The organism is Eikenella glucosivorans, from assembly GCF_016025525.2.
Classification (GTDB): domain Bacteria; phylum Pseudomonadota; class Gammaproteobacteria; order Burkholderiales; family Neisseriaceae; genus Eikenella; species Eikenella glucosivorans.
Map to the genome: position 1 here is coordinate 180,043 of NZ_JACSGR010000001.1, position 16,407 is coordinate 196,449.

Sequence of the window (16,407 nt, forward strand, 5' to 3'; positions counted from 1 at the left end):
GCCGGAGTACGGTCTTTATTGACACCGCTGCACGCCCACAATTTCCGCCAAGGCTTTGAGCCTGCGTTCGGATTTGGCCACATAGGGGTTGGCGGTGTCCCAAGCGTAGCCGGCGAGGATGGAGCTGATCATATTGCTGATTTCGGGCGTGCGCTGTGGGGCGTAGATGGCGTCTTGGAAGCTGCCGTCATACCAGCCGTTCACATAGGTGCGGAAGGCGTTTACGCCCACCATCAGCGGTTCGGCGAAATCGCGCTGCCAATCGGCGGGTTCGCCTTTGAGCTGGCGGGCGAGCAGGTCGGCGGCGAGTTTGGCCGAGTGCATGGCGATGGTCACTCCGGAGGAGAACACGGGGTCGAGGAATTCGGCGGCGTTGCCCAAGAGGGCGAAGTGGCGGCCGTGCAGGGTTTTCACGTTGGCGGAATAGCCTTTGATGTGGCGGAAGGGGAAGTCGTTTTCCCATTGGGCATCGGCCAAAATGCGCGCCAGCATGGGGATGTTGGCGGCATAGCGGCGCAATATGGCTTCGGAATCTCCGAGGCCGGCGAAGCGTTCGGGCAGGCCGACCACGCCGATGGAGCAGCGGTTGTCGCCGAAGGGGATGAGCCACAGCCACACGTCGCGGTGCACGGGGTGGGTGGAAATGAGGATTTTGTTGCGGTCGAAATCGGGGTCAGCGATGTTGTCGTTAATGTGGGTGAAGTGGGCTTCGCGCACGGGCAGGTCGGACGGGGTTTCCAAATCGAGCAGACGCGGCAGCACGCGGCCGTAGCCGCTGGCATCGAGCACGAAGCGGGCGTGCAGTTCATACGCCGCGCCGTCTTCCGGCTGCACACTGAGGCGGGCGGTGTCGCCGCCGTTGTCGAAGGCGGTAACGGCGTGGCCGAAGCGCACGTCCGCGCCCTGCTTGGTGGCTTCGTCGATTAAGATTTTATCGAAGAGGCCGCGCCGCACCTGATAAGTGGTGCCCGGGCCAGGGCTGAATTTGTCGGTGAAATCGAAATAGGTGTAGCGGCTGCCCCAGGTGAAGGCGGCGCCGTCTTTAAACTGGAAGCTCGGCTCGGCTGCTACGGCGGGTAGGAAACCGGCCTCTTCGATAAATTCCATGCAGTGCGGCAGCAGGCTCTCGCCGATGACGAAGCGGGGGAAGTGCTGCTTTTCCAGCACGCATACGGAAAAGCCGTGTTTCAGCAGCAGGGCGGCGGCAATCGCGCCGGAGGGGCCGCCGCCGATAACGGCGACATCGCAGGTTTGGGTCATTTTTATTGTCCTTTTATGGATTTGCGGGGTGTTGTTTGCCGGAGCGTGAGGCTACCTGAAAATGGTGCGGCCGTGAAGCGGAAACGGGGCGGCGGCGCGGGGAAAACGGGCGCGGCTTGATGTGGGGCAAACGGCCGGGTGTTTGGGTTTGCGGCGGGGTGATTGGCCGCGCCAAGGCATCGTTTTGGCGAAACCCGCTTGGTTCGTTTTAGCTGCGCTGAGGCTGACGCTTTCAGGTAGCCTTCCGTTTTCCGGGAACGCCGCTGCGACGGGATTTCAGACGGCTTTATTTCTGCCCGTACTGCATCAGCGCCATCCCGCCGACCGCGGCCGCGCAGCCCGCCACCAGCGAAATGTGCAGCGCCTCGCCCAAAAACCACGCCGAACACAGCATGCCGAAAATCGGCACCAGCGTGATATAGGCCGCCGCGCTGCCCGCGCCCAAGGTTTTCACGCCCTCGAAATACCAGGCATAAGCCAATACCGTCGCCCCGACGGCCAAGCCCGCCAATGCCGCCCAACCGCGCGCATCCATCGCCGCAATGGCCGCAAACGGCAGGCCTTCCGCAAACAGCGCCACCGCAGACAGCATCAGCGCGCCGATTAAGGAGGTGGCCGCCGTTACCGTCAGCGCATCGATGCCGCGCAAAACCGCGCGCCCGATTAAGGTGTAGGCCGCCCAGCAGACCACGCAGCCGAAAATCAGCCACTCGCCTGCCTTGATGCCGCCCGTCAATACCGCCGACGGGTGCCCCTGCGTTACCGCCGTGACCGCGCCGCCCACCGCCAGCAGCATCCCCGCCAGAATCTTCAGGTTCAAACGTTCCCCGAACAGCCAAGCCGCCAACAGCAGCGTCAGCACGGGATTCACCGCCACCACGACCGCCGCCTTGCCCGCCGGCATCTGCTGCAAACCCAGCATAAAAAACACCGCATAGCCGCATACGCCGAAGGCGGCGGCCGCAGCCAAGCCCAGCCATTGCCGCGCCGACAAAACCGCCAGCGTTGCCAAACGGCTGCGCGCAAACAGCCAGCCCAGCAGCAAAACCGAAGCCAGCAGAAAGCGCAACGCCCCGCCCGTCAGCGGCGGCAGCGACTGCCCCAGCATCCGACCCATCGGCCACGACGCGCCCCACAGCACGGCCATGCCGAGCAGCTTCAGATACACCGAATAATGTTTTATATCCATTTTGCCATCCTTAGTCAGGCTACCTGAAAGCGCCAGTTTCAGCGCAGCTAAAACGAACAAAGTGGGTTTCGCCAAAACGATATCTTGGCGCGGCCAGGGCCGGCTTCCTGCGGAAACCCCGTTTCAGACGGCCTCAAACCTTTGAAGAGGCTACCTGAAAAATGTGCGGGGTTTTAACTCCGTTGAAGCTTGCGCTTTCAGGTAGCCGCTTTGAGATTTTCAGCACGCGTAGGGTGTGTGCGGAACGCACGCACGCGGGCTTCGGGTTGGCAAACTACGGCGTGCGTGCCTGCAGCACACACCCTACGGCCGTTGTTTTCAGGTTTCAGACGGCCTCAAACCTTGGAAGAGGCTACCTGAAAAATGCGCGGGGGTTTTAACTCCGTTGAAGCTCACGCTTTCAGGTAGCCGCTTTGAGATTTTCAGACGGCCTCATCCCCCGCCCCTTCCCTCTTCAACAGCCACGCGGAAAGCAACACGTTCAGCCCCACGCCCAGCGACACGGTGATACCGAAGGCGGCGACGGCGGGGGTGCGGCTGATGGCGAGCAGGAGGAAGGAGATGGCGGTGGTAAGCGCAGCGAGGAGGATGCCGCCGAGTTTGGCGGCGGCAGTTTCGCGGGCGGTGAGGGCGTAGACGGCGTAGTCCGCGCCCACGGCGGCCACGAGGAGCAGGCCGAACATGGCGAACAGGCTGACGGGCAGGCCGAGCCAGCCGAGCAGTCCGACGGTGGCGGCGGCGGAAACCAGCGGCACGGCGAGGATGAGGCTGCCGCGCCGCGCGCCGAACACGCGCCACAACACCAGCCAAGCCAGCGCGAAGGAGGCGAGTTTGAGCCAGGCGGCGTGGTTGCGGGTGTGGCGGAAGAGGTCGTTCAGGCGGGCGCGTTTGTCCACCAAGCGGGCGCAGGTTTGGCCTTGGTTGCACGGCAGCGCGGCCAGCACGGTTTGCACGGCGGCGGCATCGTTCAGGCCTTGCACGCGCACGAGGGCGGCTTCCTGCCCGCCGATGTTGCCCAGATACAGGCTGCGCCAGGCTTCGGCCATTTGTGGACGCAGGGCTTGTTCGAGGGACACGGGCGGCTGTTCGGCGGCCTGGTGCAGGGCGGTTTGGATGGTGTCGAGGTGCAGGCCGAGTTGGAGCATGGGGTCGGTAGCGGGGGAAGGCTGCGCGGTGAGGCGTTGCAGTTGTTCGCGCAGGACTTGTTGTTCGTCGGCGGGCAGCAGCCATTGGTTGAGCGACTGCACGCCGCCGATTGCGCCTTTTCCCGCCAATGGCCGCAAGGCGATTTCCACTTGCGCGCTGCGGCGCAACAGTTCATCGGTGCTGCCGGCCTGCACCAGTACAAAACGGCCGCCCGTGTCGCTGCCGCTGATGTCGGCCACTTGGCGCATTTCGACGATAAGCTGTGGGGAAAGTGCCGCCCAATCGCGGATATCGTCGCGCCAATCGGTTTTCAGGTAGCCTGCGGCGGCCAGCGGCAACAGCGGAACAAGCAGCCAGTGCAGGCGGGCGGTGGCGAGCTTCTGCATGGCGGCGGCAAACCAAGCGGCGCGGGGGCGGTAGCGGCGGAACAGCGGCGGCAGCAGGAGCACGGTGGCGGCAAACGCGCCCGCGAGCGCGGCCACGGAAAACACGGCGGTTTGGCGCAGCACGGGCAGCGGCGTGAAGGCGAGCAGCAGGTAGCCCGTGGCGGTGATGCCCAGCCCGGCGAGGAAGGCGGGCAGGACGCGGCGCATGGCGGGCGCGGCCTGCCAGTTGGGCGAAAACACCGAGGGCGTGAGCCAATGCAGCGGGAAGTCCACCAGCATCCCGACCAAACTCGTGCCGATGACCACGGCGAGGATGTGCATCTGCCCGAACACGGCCACCACCACCGCCGCGCCCAGCAGCATCCCCGCGCCCAACGGCAAGGCCAGCGCAAACACGCGCGGGCTGCGGAACACGGCCAGCAGCAGGGCAAAAGTGAGCGACAGGCCGACGGCGGACATCAGCCCGCTTTCGCGCTCCGACTGCACTTTGGCTTCGGCGGCAAACAACGCGCCGCCCGCCGCCAACAGGCGGTAGCCGCCGCGCTCGGCTTGGGCGCGGGAATCGGCCAGCAGCGGCAGCAGGCGTTCGGCTTGGTCGGCAGCCGCTTTTTCAGGTAGCCTCGCCCGCAGCCACACCCAAGTGAGGCCGTTCTGCTCGCTATACAGCATGCCGTTGCCGCTGTGCCATTGCAGGCGGCCGGCGGGCTGTTTCTGCTGCACGAAGCGGGAAAAGCCGAGCCAGTCGTCTTCCAACGGCACGGTTTGTGCGGCGAAGGGGTTGGCCGCGTCTTCGGCGCGCTGTTGGAAATAAGCGGCGGGGTCGTGCAACAGAAGCTGCTGCTGTTCGCGCGGCAGGGCATTTGCGCCGAGGCTGCGGATGTCTTGCCGCAGTTGGTCCAAATCCGGCTCGATGCGGCTGTCCACGGCGGCGAACAGGCCGCTTTGCCGCCAGCGGTCGGCCACCTGTTCGGCGGCGGCGAAGGCGCGGTCGGCATCTTCACTGCCCACCAAGAGCAGGATTTGGCCGTTGAGCTGTTTTTCGCCCGCTTCGTCGGCCGCGCGCCACACCGCATCCACCTGCGCGTCGGCGGGCAACAGCGCGGTGAGGTCGGTTTGCAGGCGGCCGCCTTGCGCCAGCCTCCAGCCCAGCCACGCGGCGGCGCAGGCCAGCAGCAGGGCATACAGCCACGCCAGCCTAGTCATGCAGCGCCACCCTGCCCGAAGCGCAAGGCGTGTCGCCCTGCGCGATGGCGAAATGGATTTTGTTTTTCGCCGCGTCGTGGCGCAGCGTGAGCCGCACCGTGTCGTGCGGGCGCACAAAATGCTGGTATTTCAGGTTTTCCATCTGTTTCACTTGTTTCCTGCCCCAATCGAAACGCACCGCCAAATCCATTGCCCACTGGATTTCGATCACGCCGGGCACCAGTGGGAAATCGGCAAAATGCCCGCCGAACCAGGCCAAATCCAGCGGCACAACGCCTTCAAACGCATATTCGCGCGCCTCGTCGTTTTGCGACACCAAAGCCCATTGCGGCGCGGTTTGCGGTTGGGTAAAGGCTACCTGAAAATCCTGCTTGCGGATTTTCGCCTGCGGATTGCGCGGCAGTTGGGCGGCGAAACGCCAATAACGCGGCAGCGCGGCGGTGTCCTGCGTTTTGGCCAGATGCCGCTTCAAGGCTTGCACCACGGCGGCGCGGCCCTGTTCGCGCAGCGCGGCAATGCCCGCTTCGTTCAAGGCTGCCCATGCCGCAATCCGGCCGTGCTGCGGGTGGCGGGCGCAATGCGCGTCGGCAATCCAGCCGTGCGCCAGCAAATCATGCTCCAACTGCGCCAGCGACACGCGCTTGTCTTCCAGCTTGATGATGCGGTCTTGGCGGCCGAGCAGTTCCAGCCGCCGCCCGTGCAGCCGTACCGCATCGGCGGTTGCCTGCACCCCGCCGCTCCACGGTGAGGCTACCTGAAAAATGTTGTGCTCATCGACGGCGGCTTCCACTTCGGGCAACAGTTCCCATTCCCCGCCCTGCCGCAGCGCAATCACGCCCGTTTCCGTGCTGCCGTACACATCATGCGGCGCAAAGCCCAGCTTCCCTTGCAGCAGCGCGGCGGTCGCTTCGGGCAGCAGCCCGCCCGCGCTGACGATGCCGCGCACCCGCCCGCGCAGCCGCGCCCAATCGCGCCTCTCGCCCAAACGGTTCAGCAGCGCGGGGCTGGCAATCCACAGGCATTCGCGGCGCGAATCGGCCAGCAGCAGCTCGGGATACACGCACTGCCGCCGCCCGATGGCCCAGCCCGCCGCCAGCGACACGAACATGCGGAAGGTCAGCCCGTACAAATGCTGCGGGCTCACGCTGCCCACGGCGGAGAGGCCGCGCCAGTTTTCAGGTAGCCTCTGCGCCACCGCCGCCGCTTCCGCCAGCATCTGCGCGCGCGTTTTCACGATGGTTTTCGCTTCGCCCGAAGAGCCGGACGTTTTCAGATACAGCACGTTTTCACGCGGCCATTCCAACGCTTCCGCAGGCGCGGCCGCCTGCTCTGCCGCCCCGTCGTACAGCCAGAGGCCGTCTGAAACCTCGGGCACGTCACTCAGCCACACCGCGCCCCGCTCCTCCGCCCAACGGCGGTTTTCCTCGGCCAGATTGGGCGGCAGATACACCTCCGCCCCCGCCAGCCAAGCCGCCAGCAGCGCGGAAGCAAACCGTGCCGCGTCGTCGAACCACAGCGCGGCGGCCGAAATATTGTGCGTCCGCAAACGTGCGGCCAGCGAGAGCGTGGCGGCGGAAAACTGCGCGGCAGGCCAGCCTTCGGCCAGCGTGGAATCGGGGGAACGGTTGAGCAGGGAGAGGACGGGCATGGTGTCGGGTTTGGAATTAGGTTGATGAGATTGATTGGACGGCGCGGCCGTGCCGCTTCGGGCTACCTGAAAGCGCAGCTGCAACGAAGTTAAAAACGGTTTTTCGGCAGCAGTCGTGCGGCAGGCAGGTTTCCAACCGCGCATTATAAAACAGCCGGGCACGAATGCCCGACTTGCGGTTGCTTAATTTCAATCATTTTGCACTTCACGGCCGCCCGTGCTTTCAACTGGCTTGGTAGGCTACCTGAAAACCGTCGCCGCACATTTGTCGTCAATTGAAAACCCCTGCACAGGGCAGGGGTTGGGCGGCAGGCCTTATTTCAGTTTGGCAGCCAGTTCGTCGAATTTTTGTTTGATGTCGGCTTTGAAGGCTTCCACTTTTTCCTTACGTTCGGCTTTACGCTGCTGTTTCCATGCCTCGTGTGCCTGACGCGCCACTTCCTGCTGCGCTTCTACAGCTGCCAGCACATCCCGTTGGGCAACGGCGGCATCTTGGCGCAGGATAACGGTTTTGAAGCGGTTGAAAAACCCGTCCAGCACGGCTTCGTCAGATTCCTGAGCCAGAATGACCACGGCGGTACTGCCGTCGTCCAGTTTTCTGGCGGTATTTTCCAGCAACAGGCCTTCGCCGAGGGTTGCCGCCGTACCCGCATCGCTGCCGATGAGCGCACCGGCCGCGCCACCCAGCAGCATACCGACAGGGCCGCCCAGCACGCCCACCAACGAGCCGATAAGCCCGCCCGTCCACGCGCCTTCTGCGGTGTTGGCGGTAAAGTCGGTGCTTTCTGCGGGGATAATCAGGCCGTTTTCTTTTTTCACCAAAACGGCTTGGGCAATCAGCGTGTCGGCGGTCTGTGTGTAGGCCTTCAATTCGGAAAAGGCCTGATAGGCTTCGCTGGAGATATCGAACAAAGCGACGATGATGTTTTGGTTCATGAAACGGCTCCCGTGTGAGTTGAAGATGAAACATACATGAATGTATGTTTCAGCAGTGTAAAAGATGGCAGGCAGGCGGGCAATGCAATAAACCAAATTTTACCCACAGGAAATCTGCGGCAAGCGACAGTGCGCCTATACTTACCAATAGTATATGTTTAACAGATAGTTGGGGAAGGACATCCAGCTTGCTGTAGTTCTCGGTTCAAACTGTTTTCAGACAGCCTCTCAGGCTACCTGAAAGCAAGCGTTTCAACGGGTTGGAAACGATGGGTGCGGCTTATTCCCCCAAGGCCTGCCGGGCGGCGGGGCTGAGCGGCCGGTCGGTTTGCAGCTGGGTGAACTGCATCACGGTGCGGTCGCCCTGTTTTTCGTCCAGCTCCACTTTCTGCACCAGCCGGCCGCCGCTGATGACGATTTGGTTGAACACCTGCCGCATCACGGCGGTTTTCGGCGTGAGGGTGAGCCGCCATTGTTGGGCGTTGCCGGAGAGGGCGAGGTTGAAGTGGCGTTGCAGTTCGGCGGTGTCGCCGCCGAGCACGGCCATGAAGAGTTTCACCTGCGCGGCCTGCGCGGTTTGGCTGCCGTTGCTGCGCCACTGCCCTTGCGAGTCTTGGCGGGTGATGCCGTCGCGGCGCACGCGCAGTTTCATGTCGAAGGGTTTTTGCAGGTGCCAGAACAGGCCGTGGCCGGGGCGCAGGGCGAATTGGCCGCCGGTTTGCACGGGTTTGTCGAGCGAGCGCAGGAAACGCTGCTGGGTGAAGCTGCCCTGCACGCTCTGCGGGGCTTGCAGCTGGGCGGTGAGTTCGGCGGTGTTGAAGGCGAGCGCGGGCAGGGCGGCGAGGGCGAGGAGGAGGGAAAGGAGGCGTTTTTTCATGGGGTTGCTTGGGGTTTTGTGATTTTGTCGGGGCTTATGTTTTCAGACGGCTTGTCGGGCATGAATGCGCTGCTTGCGGGTTTTTTCAGGTAGCCTTTCAGACGGCCTAAAGGCTACCTGAAAAATGGGTGCGGCAAATTTCTGCCAGGCTAACAATCAGGCCAAGCCCATCTGTTTCGCCAGCTCCGCGTCCAAGGCCTGTGCGCGGGCGAAGGCGTGGTGGGCGGTGTGGCGTTGCATGTAGGCGGCGAGTTCGCCGTCGGCAGGCAGCACTTGGGCGCGGGCGATGCCGAAGGCGATGAGGCCGCTCAGATAGATATCCAGCGCGGTAAAGCGGTTGCCGAGGGCGTATGTTCTGCCACGCAGGAAGTTGGCGAGCGTGGCGGTGGCTTCGCTGAAGCTGCCGTAGCCGATGCCGCGTTTGCGTTCGGGCGTTTCGGGCACGGCAAACCATTTATCGAACATGGCGTATTCGCAGTGCACGCCGAACATCAGCCAGCGGTAGAATTCGCCGCGTTCGGCGGTGCCGGCGGCGGGGATGAGCCTTTTCTCAGGGAAGAGTTCGGCCAAGAACACCACCAGCGCGGCGGTTTCGGTGATCACCGTGTCGCCGTAGCGGATGGCGGGCAGTTTGCCCATGGGATTGACGGCGAGGTAGGCGGCGGATTTGGTGCCGTTTTCGCCGTAGGGCACGGGCACGGTTTCGTATTCCGCGCCGCATTCTTCCAGCAGCCAGCGGATGATTTTGCCGCGCGAGTGGGGGTTGGTGTAGAAGGTGAGGGGTTGCATGGTGTTTCCTTGGTGCGGCATTTTAGCTGTGCAGAAATCCGCTTCGCTCGTTTTAGCTGCGCTGAAGCTGACGCTTTCAGGTAGCCTTTTCAATACGGTCTGAAAGGCTACCTGAAAAACAGGGCAAGCGGTTGCGGCGTGGGTGTTTTCAGACGGCCTTGCCCGTGCCGATTGGGCGGGCGGCGGTATTTTACACCCAAAATCATGGCATGACGGCGCGGGTGTTTTGGGGCAGGCTACCTGAAAAAGAGGATGGGCACAGCATCCCGCCCGGCATGGATTGTTCAGACGGCCTCAGAGCCTGCCTGAAAAGGCCGTCTGAAACCCGCCCGCTAATCCGCCACCCCCGCACGCGCCTTCACAAACTCGATAAAACACTTCACCTTCGCGGGCAAGAGCCGCGTGGCCGTCATCGCGTACACGGGCACGGGTGGGGCGGACCAGCCGGGCAGCACCCGTTGCAGGCGGCCTTCGGCTTCGTATTGCGCCGCCGCGCCCATCTGCGGCACCAGCGCGATGCCCAAGCCCTGCGCCGCCATGCGCGTGAGCATGCCCATGCTGTTTACCGCGTAGGGCGATTGGGCGGCGATTTCCGCCGTGTTGCCCGCCGCGTCCGCCAGCCGCCACACGGGCAGCGCGGGGAAACGCAGGCAGTGCGCGGGGTTCACTTCCTGCGGCGATGGCGGCACGCCGTGTTTGTCCAAAAACGTGGGCGCAGCGTAAAGATAAAAGTCCGCCTTCATCAGCAGCGTGGCCACATAGCCCGAATCCGGCTGCTCGCCCGCACGGATGACCAAATCAAACGGCTCGCCGACCAAATCCGCCTTGCGCGGGGTTACGTCCATTTCCAGCCCGATTTCGGGGTATTGCGCGGCAAATTCAGGCAGCAGCGGCGCAAGGAATTCATACGAAAAATCAACGGGCAAAGACACGCGCAGCACGCCGTGCGGCCGCAGCAGCATCCCGCCCAGCTCGTCGTGAATCCGCCGCGCCTCTTCCACAATCGGCCGCACCCGCTCCAAATAGCGCGCACCCGCCTCGGTCAGCCCCACCCGCCGCGTGCTGCGGCTAAGCAACTGCAAGCCGAGGGATTTTTCCAGTTCGCTGATTTTTCGGGATAAAGTGGATTGCGGCATGTCCAGCTTCGCCGCCGCTTTGGTGAAGCCTTGGGCTTCCGCCACTTCCACAAACAAGGCCATTTCGTTCCAATAATCCATTTTCGCTCCGGATTTCCCATTTCAGGTAGCCTATTATATATAAAAACGGATAAGTGTTATTCAAAAAAACCCATTTATCCGAAAAACAGTCTTCCCTACAATGCGAAGCATCCAAACCACGCAAGCCGAAAGGAACAAAATCATGAATGCCTACACCGTTATCACTTTAACCGTTATCGCCAACCTCGCCGTGCCGACTTTTTTGTATTACTGGATTAAAGGCCGGCTCACCGCCGAGCCTGCCGAAGTTTCAGGCAGCCTTTAAGCCGAATGCGGCCGACGCTTATCCGTTATAGCCGTTTACAAAGCGGGCCATCCTTGTCATAGTCCGCCCTTTCCCAACCACACTTTCAGGAGTAAAAAAATGTATAAACCCTTCAATGCAAAAGATTCCGTCATGCTGTTAATCGACCACCAAATCGGCACCATGGGCTGGGTCGGCTCGATTCCGTTCGACGAAATGAAGCGCAACGCGCTGATGCTCGCCAAAAGCGCGGCCGCGCTCGGCATCCCCACCGTGCTCACGTCCAGCATGGAAGAACACGCCCAAGGCCCGCTGCTGGCGGAACTGGCCGACATCCTGCCCGAAGAGTTTAAAAACCGCGTCAAACGCGCCGGCATCGTGAACGCCATGGCCGACGAAAACTTCGCCGCCGCCGTGAAAGCCGCAGCGGGCGGGCGCAAACGCATCATCATCGCCGGCGTGACCAACGACGTGTGCACCGTATACCCGACGCTGACCCTGCTGGAACAGGGCTACGAAGTGCAGGTGGTCGCCGACGCGGGCGGCTCGCCCGGCAAACTGGCCGACGAAACCGCGCTGCGCCGCATGGACAAAGCGGGCGCGACGATTACGTCCACCAACCAACTGATTGCCGAACTGGCGCAGGATTGGAGCAGCGAAGACGGGCAGAAACTGCTGCAAGTGGTGGCCGAGGCTTTGCAGGGTTGATAAGGCAGCCTGAAACGGTAACAGGCTACCTGAAAAACCAAAAGCAGCCTGCACGTTCCGAATCATCGGGGGTGCAGGCTGCTTTATATTATCCATATTATCCGACAGCATTTCGGGCGGCTTGCTGTTTTCAGCTTCTGCGAAGCCAAAAATGAAGCGGCACGGTTTCCGCAAAACCAATCTTTCAGGCAGCCTGAAAACGCGCTTTCATCCTGCCCTTGTGATAAGATTTGTTATCGACCAACCGCCTGTTCCAAAGATAATTGATGTCCAGACTCGACCACTTGCGCACTTTCCTGGAAGTGTATCGCCAAAAATCCGTTTCCAAAGCGGCGGCAAAACTCAGTATCACGCAGCCTGCCGCCACGCAGCATATTCAGGCTTTGGAAAGCCTGGTGGGGAAAAAACTGTTTGTCCGACAACCGCGCGGGGTACAGCCGACAGAAGTGGCGGACGATTTGGCGCATTCGGTGGCGCAGAGCATCGATGTGTTGGAAAACAAGCTGGCACGGCTGGGCTACGGGCAGGTCAAAGGCGGCACGGTGCATATCGCCGCGCCTGCCGATGTGACGCATTTCGTGTTGGCGCCGCGTTTGGTTCATCTGCTGGCGGACGGTTTTTCCGTGCGCGTGATGACGGGCAACAAGGAGCGGATTTACGGGCTTTTGCAGGAAGAACGGGCGGATTTCGCCATTACCAGCTCGCTGCCCGATGCGGCTTTGTACGAATCCGTCCCGCTGTTTTGCGAGCAGTTTTTGTTGGTGTATGCGCCACAGTTGGCGGACAAAATCGCCCAAGTCGGCTACTGCGGCGCTATGCTCAGCGCAACCGGTTTGGCATTGTTTGTGTTCCTGACCCGGTTTGGCGGGAAAACGGCGGAAGGTTTGAAAGCAAAGGCAGCCTGAAACGGCAAAGGCTACCTGAAAACGGAGCTTCAACAAAGTGAAAACAGAGCCTCAACGAAGTGAAAATACCAAAAGCAGCCTGCACTGTAAAAAACCAAGGTGCAGGCTGCTTTCGCGCTTTAACTTTGTTTTGGCTGTGCAGAAACCCCGCCTTTGGCTGCACCGAGACATCGCTTTCAGCCAGCCTTATTCCCGCCAAATACGGATAAGTGTTATCCGCCCACCCCCATTTATCCGCCCAGCCGTCCCGCCTACAATGCGCAGCATCCGCACAACGCAATCCCGAAAGGACAACCCCATGAAACTCCTCACCCCGTTCCAACTCGGCAACATCGAACTCAAAAACCGCATGGTTATGGCCGCGATGACCCGCAGCCGCAGCGTTTCAGACGGCATGGCCACCGATTTGATGGCCGAATATTATGCCCAGCGCGCCTCTGCCGGACTGATTTTGTCCGAGGCCATCAATATTTCCGCCGATGCGGTTGGCAGCCCGTTTACGCCCGGCCTGTACACCGACGCGCAGGTGCAAAGCTGGAAAAAGGTCACCGACGCGGTACACGCCCAAGGCGGCAAAATTTTCGTCCAGCTCTGGCACACCGGCCGCGTGGCGCATTCGGTCGATAGAAACGGCGCGTTGCCCGTTGCCCCGTCCGCCGTCAAAATCGAAGGCATGCAACACTTTACTTCGCAGGGCGCGAAAGATTTTGAAACCCCGCGCGCGCTGACCGTAGCCGAAATCAAGCAAACCATAGCCGATTACGCGCAAGCCGCCAAAAACGCCATGGCCGCAGGCTTCGACGGCGTGGAGCTGCACGCGGCCAACGGCTACCTGCCGCAGCAGTTTTTATCCGATTCCGTCAACTTGCGCAGCGACGAATACGGCGGCAGCGTGGCCAACAAAGCCCGTTTCACGCTGGAAGTGATGGACGCGCTGATTGCAGCCGTCGGCGGCGAAAAAGTCGGCATCAAAATCAGCCCGCTGCACCCTTACGCCGGTATCGCGTTTGACGACCCGACCGAAACTTATACCTATTTAATCAACGAGTTGAACAAACGCAATTTCGCCTTTGTCGAGCTGATGAAACGCAGCCCCATGTTCCCGCTGCTGCCGCATTATCCGGCAGACGACGAAATCGAACGCTTCGGTAAACTGGTAAAACAGACGCTGATGGCAGGCACGGCCTACACCCGCGACAGCGGCGAAGCGGAGCTGGAAAAAGGCATTGCCGAACTGATTGCCTACGGCTCGTCCTTCCTCGCCAACCCCGACCTGCCGCGCCGCTTCGAGCTGAATGCCGAACTCAACGCACCCGACCGCGCCACCATGTTCGGCGGCGGGGAGCATGGGTATACCGATTATCCGGCGTTGGGATAGGCTACCTGAAAAAGCAGCCTGCACTTTGGATGTCCGCAAAGTGCAGGCTGCTTGGTTGTGTAACGCGGTTGCCGCTTGTCTTCGGAAGGCCGTCTGAAAGCTATTTTCAGACGGCCTGTTGTTTTTCAGGCAGCCTTTGGGTTTCGGCAGAGACCGAATTATCTTTTTGCCCCACCGCCTCCGCCATCTGTTCCCGCAGCCATTTGAACGCTTCGCTGTGGTGCGTGCGTTCGTGCCAGGCGAGCAGTTTGGTGAAGGTCGGGATGGCCAGCGGCGGTCGGCAGACGGCTAGTTCTGGGCGGTTTTGCAGTAGGCGCGCAGGGGCAGTGGCCATCAGGTCGCTGCCCGCCAAGATTTCAGGCAGAGCGAGAAAGCTGCTGACGGATACGGCAACGCGGCGGCTTTTGCCCAGTTTGGCGAGTGCGTCGTCCACCAGTCCGTGAAACTGTCCGCCGTGGTAGGAAACCATTGCATGTTCTGCGCTGCAAAACGCGTCCAAATCCAAGCGCATTGGTTCGCCCAAAAGCGGATGTCCTTGCCGCGCGGTGCACAGATAATGCTCTTCAAACAAGGACTTGGTGTGGAAGTCGGGCAGGGTTTCGCCTTCGGTAATCAGCGCAAAATCCAGCTCGCCCTTATTCAGCCGCTGCGACACGTCGCCCGCGTGTATCGGCATAAAGGCCAGTTTGATGCGCGGCGCAAGCGGCCGGATTTGGCGCAAAAACGGCAGGCCGACGGCGTGCAGCCCGTAATCCGTCAGGCCGATTTTGACCGTCAGTTCCGCCTGCTTAGGGTCAAAATCGGGCGGCTGCCACAGCGCATTGATGTCGGCAAGCACTTGTTTTAAAGGCTGGTGCAGCGATTTTGCCCGCTCCGTCGGCGACAGCCCGTATTGCGTGCGGACAAACAGCGGATCGTCAAAGCTGTCGCGCAGTTTTGCCAAAACCGCGCTCATCGCCGACTGGCTCAACGCCATTTTTTCGGCGGCGCGGCTGACGTTTTGTTCGTCCAAAAGCACGACCAGGGCTTTCAACAGGTTCAAATCCAAACGGCGCAGTTCCTGCATTTTGCACTCCAAGATATTCGTTTTGTAAATATCTTATATCCAAATCATCGATTAGACAAATATCTAAACTGAAGCGACAATACCCTCATCCGATACATTTTATTTCAGAGAGGACATCAAAATGAGCTACACCCAATCCGCCATCATCTTCCCTCAAGGCTATATTCCCGGCGAAACCGACAATTTCTGCTCCAACGAAGTCATCGTCAAAAGCATCCGTTTGGCAGACGCGTGGGAACTGCTGGTCAACCCGCATCTGTGGCCGACCTATTACGCCAATTCCGCCAACATCCGCTACGGCAAAACGCATTTGGAACAAGGCGAACGGTTTTATTTTGAAACCTTCGGTTTTCCCGTAGATGCCGAAGTGGTGGAACTGGTCGCGCCGAAAGACGGACAGGCAGGCCGCATCGCGTGGCACGGCTGGGCGGGCGAAGGCGCAACGCGTTTGGACGTACACCACGCATGGCTTTTGGAGGAACTCGACGGCGGACGCGTGCGGATTCTGACGCAGGAAACGCAAAACGGCGAACCGGCCAAAGAACTCGCCCAAGCCAAACCCAATCCGATGATTAACGGCCATCAGGAATGGCTGGACGGCATGGTGGCGGCGGCAAGACGGGGGTGAAATCCGATTAAAGGCTACCTGAAAATGCAAAACAGCCCGCACTTTGGGAAATCCAAGCGTGGGCTGCTTTGTTGTTGAATGCGGTTGCCGTTTGTTCACGAAAGGCCGTCTGAAAGATTGAAACCGGCTTTTAACTTCGCTGAAGTTCACACTTTCAGGTAGCCTCAAATGTTCAGCCGAAATATTTTTCCAAATGCGCCAAATAGTCCGCCGCGCTTTGGGCGACGAGTTGCTCGGCAGCGGCATCGTAGCCGGCGTTGCTGTCGATGGTGTGGAAGGCGAAGGCGGGCTGCCAGTCTGCGTGGCAGTAGCGGGCGGTCAGTTCGAAGGGGCGCAGCACTTCGGCCAAGCCGTAGCCGACCGCGCCGTCCGCCCGGTAATCTTCGGCGGGCGCGCCGAGCGAGACGGCGATGCCGGTTTTGCGGTTTTCCAGCGCTTTGCCTTTCGAGCCGTATGCCCAGCCGTAGGTCAGCACTTCGTCCAGCCAGTGTTTCAGCAGCGGCGGGCAGTTGAACCAGTACACGGGGAATTGGAATACCAAGTTGTCGTGCGCTTCCACCAGGGCTTGTTCGCGGGCAACATCGATTTTGCCGTCGGGGTAGGTGTCGTAGAGTTTGTGGACGGTGTAGCGGTCGGGGTGTTTCTCCAACTCGGCGAGCCAGCGGCGGTTTACGGTGGATTGCGCCAGATTCGGATGGGCGAGGATGATGAGGGTTTTCATGGCTTTCCTTGATGATTGGTGTGAGGGCGGGAAGGCTACCTGAAAAGCGTGTGGCGGTAAAGGAAGGCCGTCTGAACGATTGAAACCGCGTGCGTGCATTCCGCAC

Annotated in this window: 15 protein-coding genes; 5 read left to right on the plus strand and 10 right to left on the minus strand. The window is 61.0% G+C overall.

Features of this window, described 5'->3' with window-relative positions; all coding sequences use genetic code 11:
• Positions 1–15: 15 nt before the first annotated feature.
• The 8 genes from H9Q10_RS00820 to H9Q10_RS00855 all read right to left on the minus strand — a co-directional run bounded on the left by H9Q10_RS00820 (position 16) and on the right by H9Q10_RS00855 (position 10,651).
• A complete protein-coding gene (locus H9Q10_RS00820; protein ID WP_197902144.1) occupies positions 16–1,260 on the minus strand; it encodes an NAD(P)/FAD-dependent oxidoreductase in 1,245 nt (414 codons plus the stop codon).
• 286 nt (positions 1,261–1,546) lie between these two features.
• On the minus strand, positions 1,547–2,443 hold the full coding sequence (locus H9Q10_RS00825) for an EamA family transporter (RefSeq protein WP_197902351.1): 897 nt from the start codon (positions 2,441–2,443) through the stop codon (positions 1,547–1,549).
• 428 nt (positions 2,444–2,871) lie between these two features.
• The gene (locus tag H9Q10_RS00830; RefSeq protein WP_197902145.1) at positions 2,872–5,184 is read right to left on the minus strand and encodes an MMPL family transporter; all 2,313 of its coding nucleotides are present in this window, start codon (positions 5,182–5,184) and stop codon (positions 2,872–2,874) included.
• Complete coding sequence (locus tag H9Q10_RS00835) at positions 5,177–6,832, minus strand: ApeI family dehydratase (protein WP_197902146.1); 1,656 nt, start codon at positions 6,830–6,832, stop codon at positions 5,177–5,179. Before H9Q10_RS00835 ends, H9Q10_RS00830 begins: the two co-directional genes overlap by 8 nt.
• A gap of 315 nt (positions 6,833–7,147) precedes the next feature.
• Positions 7,148–7,768 carry a DUF1269 domain-containing protein gene (locus tag H9Q10_RS00840; protein WP_197902147.1) on the minus strand — a complete coding sequence of 207 codons (621 nt, stop codon included), beginning with the start codon at positions 7,766–7,768 and terminating at the stop codon, positions 7,148–7,150.
• Positions 7,769–8,048: 280 nt separating this feature from the next.
• Entirely contained in the window at positions 8,049–8,645 is a 597-nt protein-coding gene (locus H9Q10_RS00845) for a LolA family protein (protein ID WP_197902148.1), read from the minus strand.
• 156 nt (positions 8,646–8,801) lie between these two features.
• Positions 8,802–9,434: a glutathione S-transferase family protein gene (locus tag H9Q10_RS00850; protein ID WP_197902149.1), complete on the minus strand. Its 633-nt coding sequence runs from the start codon at positions 9,432–9,434 to the stop codon at positions 8,802–8,804.
• A gap of 332 nt (positions 9,435–9,766) precedes the next feature.
• A complete protein-coding gene (locus H9Q10_RS00855; RefSeq protein WP_197902150.1) occupies positions 9,767–10,651 on the minus strand; it encodes a LysR family transcriptional regulator in 885 nt (294 codons plus the stop codon).
• A 142-nt stretch (positions 10,652–10,793) separates the two neighbouring features.
• Here H9Q10_RS00855 and H9Q10_RS12205 point away from each other — a divergent pair, with 142 nt between their 5' ends.
• The 4 genes from H9Q10_RS12205 to H9Q10_RS00870 all read left to right on the plus strand — a co-directional run bounded on the left by H9Q10_RS12205 (position 10,794) and on the right by H9Q10_RS00870 (position 13,886).
• Positions 10,794–10,916 carry a hypothetical protein gene (locus H9Q10_RS12205; protein WP_274381484.1) on the plus strand — a complete coding sequence of 41 codons (123 nt, stop codon included), beginning with the start codon at positions 10,794–10,796 and terminating at the stop codon, positions 10,914–10,916.
• A gap of 99 nt (positions 10,917–11,015) precedes the next feature.
• Complete coding sequence (locus H9Q10_RS00860) at positions 11,016–11,603, plus strand: isochorismatase family protein (protein ID WP_197902151.1); 588 nt, start codon at positions 11,016–11,018, stop codon at positions 11,601–11,603.
• A 266-nt stretch (positions 11,604–11,869) separates the two neighbouring features.
• Positions 11,870–12,508, plus strand: coding sequence for a LysR family transcriptional regulator (locus H9Q10_RS00865; RefSeq protein WP_197902152.1), 639 nt, complete (start codon positions 11,870–11,872; stop codon positions 12,506–12,508).
• A 298-nt stretch (positions 12,509–12,806) separates the two neighbouring features.
• Positions 12,807–13,886 (plus strand): alkene reductase, encoded by a 1,080-nt coding sequence (locus tag H9Q10_RS00870; protein WP_197902153.1) that lies wholly within the window; start codon positions 12,807–12,809, stop codon positions 13,884–13,886.
• Between the two features lie 106 nt (positions 13,887–13,992).
• Here H9Q10_RS00870 and H9Q10_RS00875 read toward each other — a convergent pair whose 3' ends face one another.
• A complete protein-coding gene (locus tag H9Q10_RS00875; protein ID WP_197902154.1) occupies positions 13,993–14,952 on the minus strand; it encodes a LysR family transcriptional regulator in 960 nt (319 codons plus the stop codon).
• 121 nt (positions 14,953–15,073) lie between these two features.
• Here H9Q10_RS00875 and H9Q10_RS00880 point away from each other — a divergent pair, with 121 nt between their 5' ends.
• A complete protein-coding gene (locus tag H9Q10_RS00880; protein WP_197902155.1) occupies positions 15,074–15,580 on the plus strand; it encodes an SRPBCC family protein in 507 nt (168 codons plus the stop codon).
• Between the two features lie 172 nt (positions 15,581–15,752).
• Here H9Q10_RS00880 and H9Q10_RS00885 read toward each other — a convergent pair whose 3' ends face one another.
• Positions 15,753–16,301, minus strand: coding sequence for an NAD(P)H-dependent oxidoreductase (locus tag H9Q10_RS00885; RefSeq protein WP_197902156.1), 549 nt, complete (start codon positions 16,299–16,301; stop codon positions 15,753–15,755).
• Positions 16,302–16,407 lie beyond the last annotated feature (106 nt).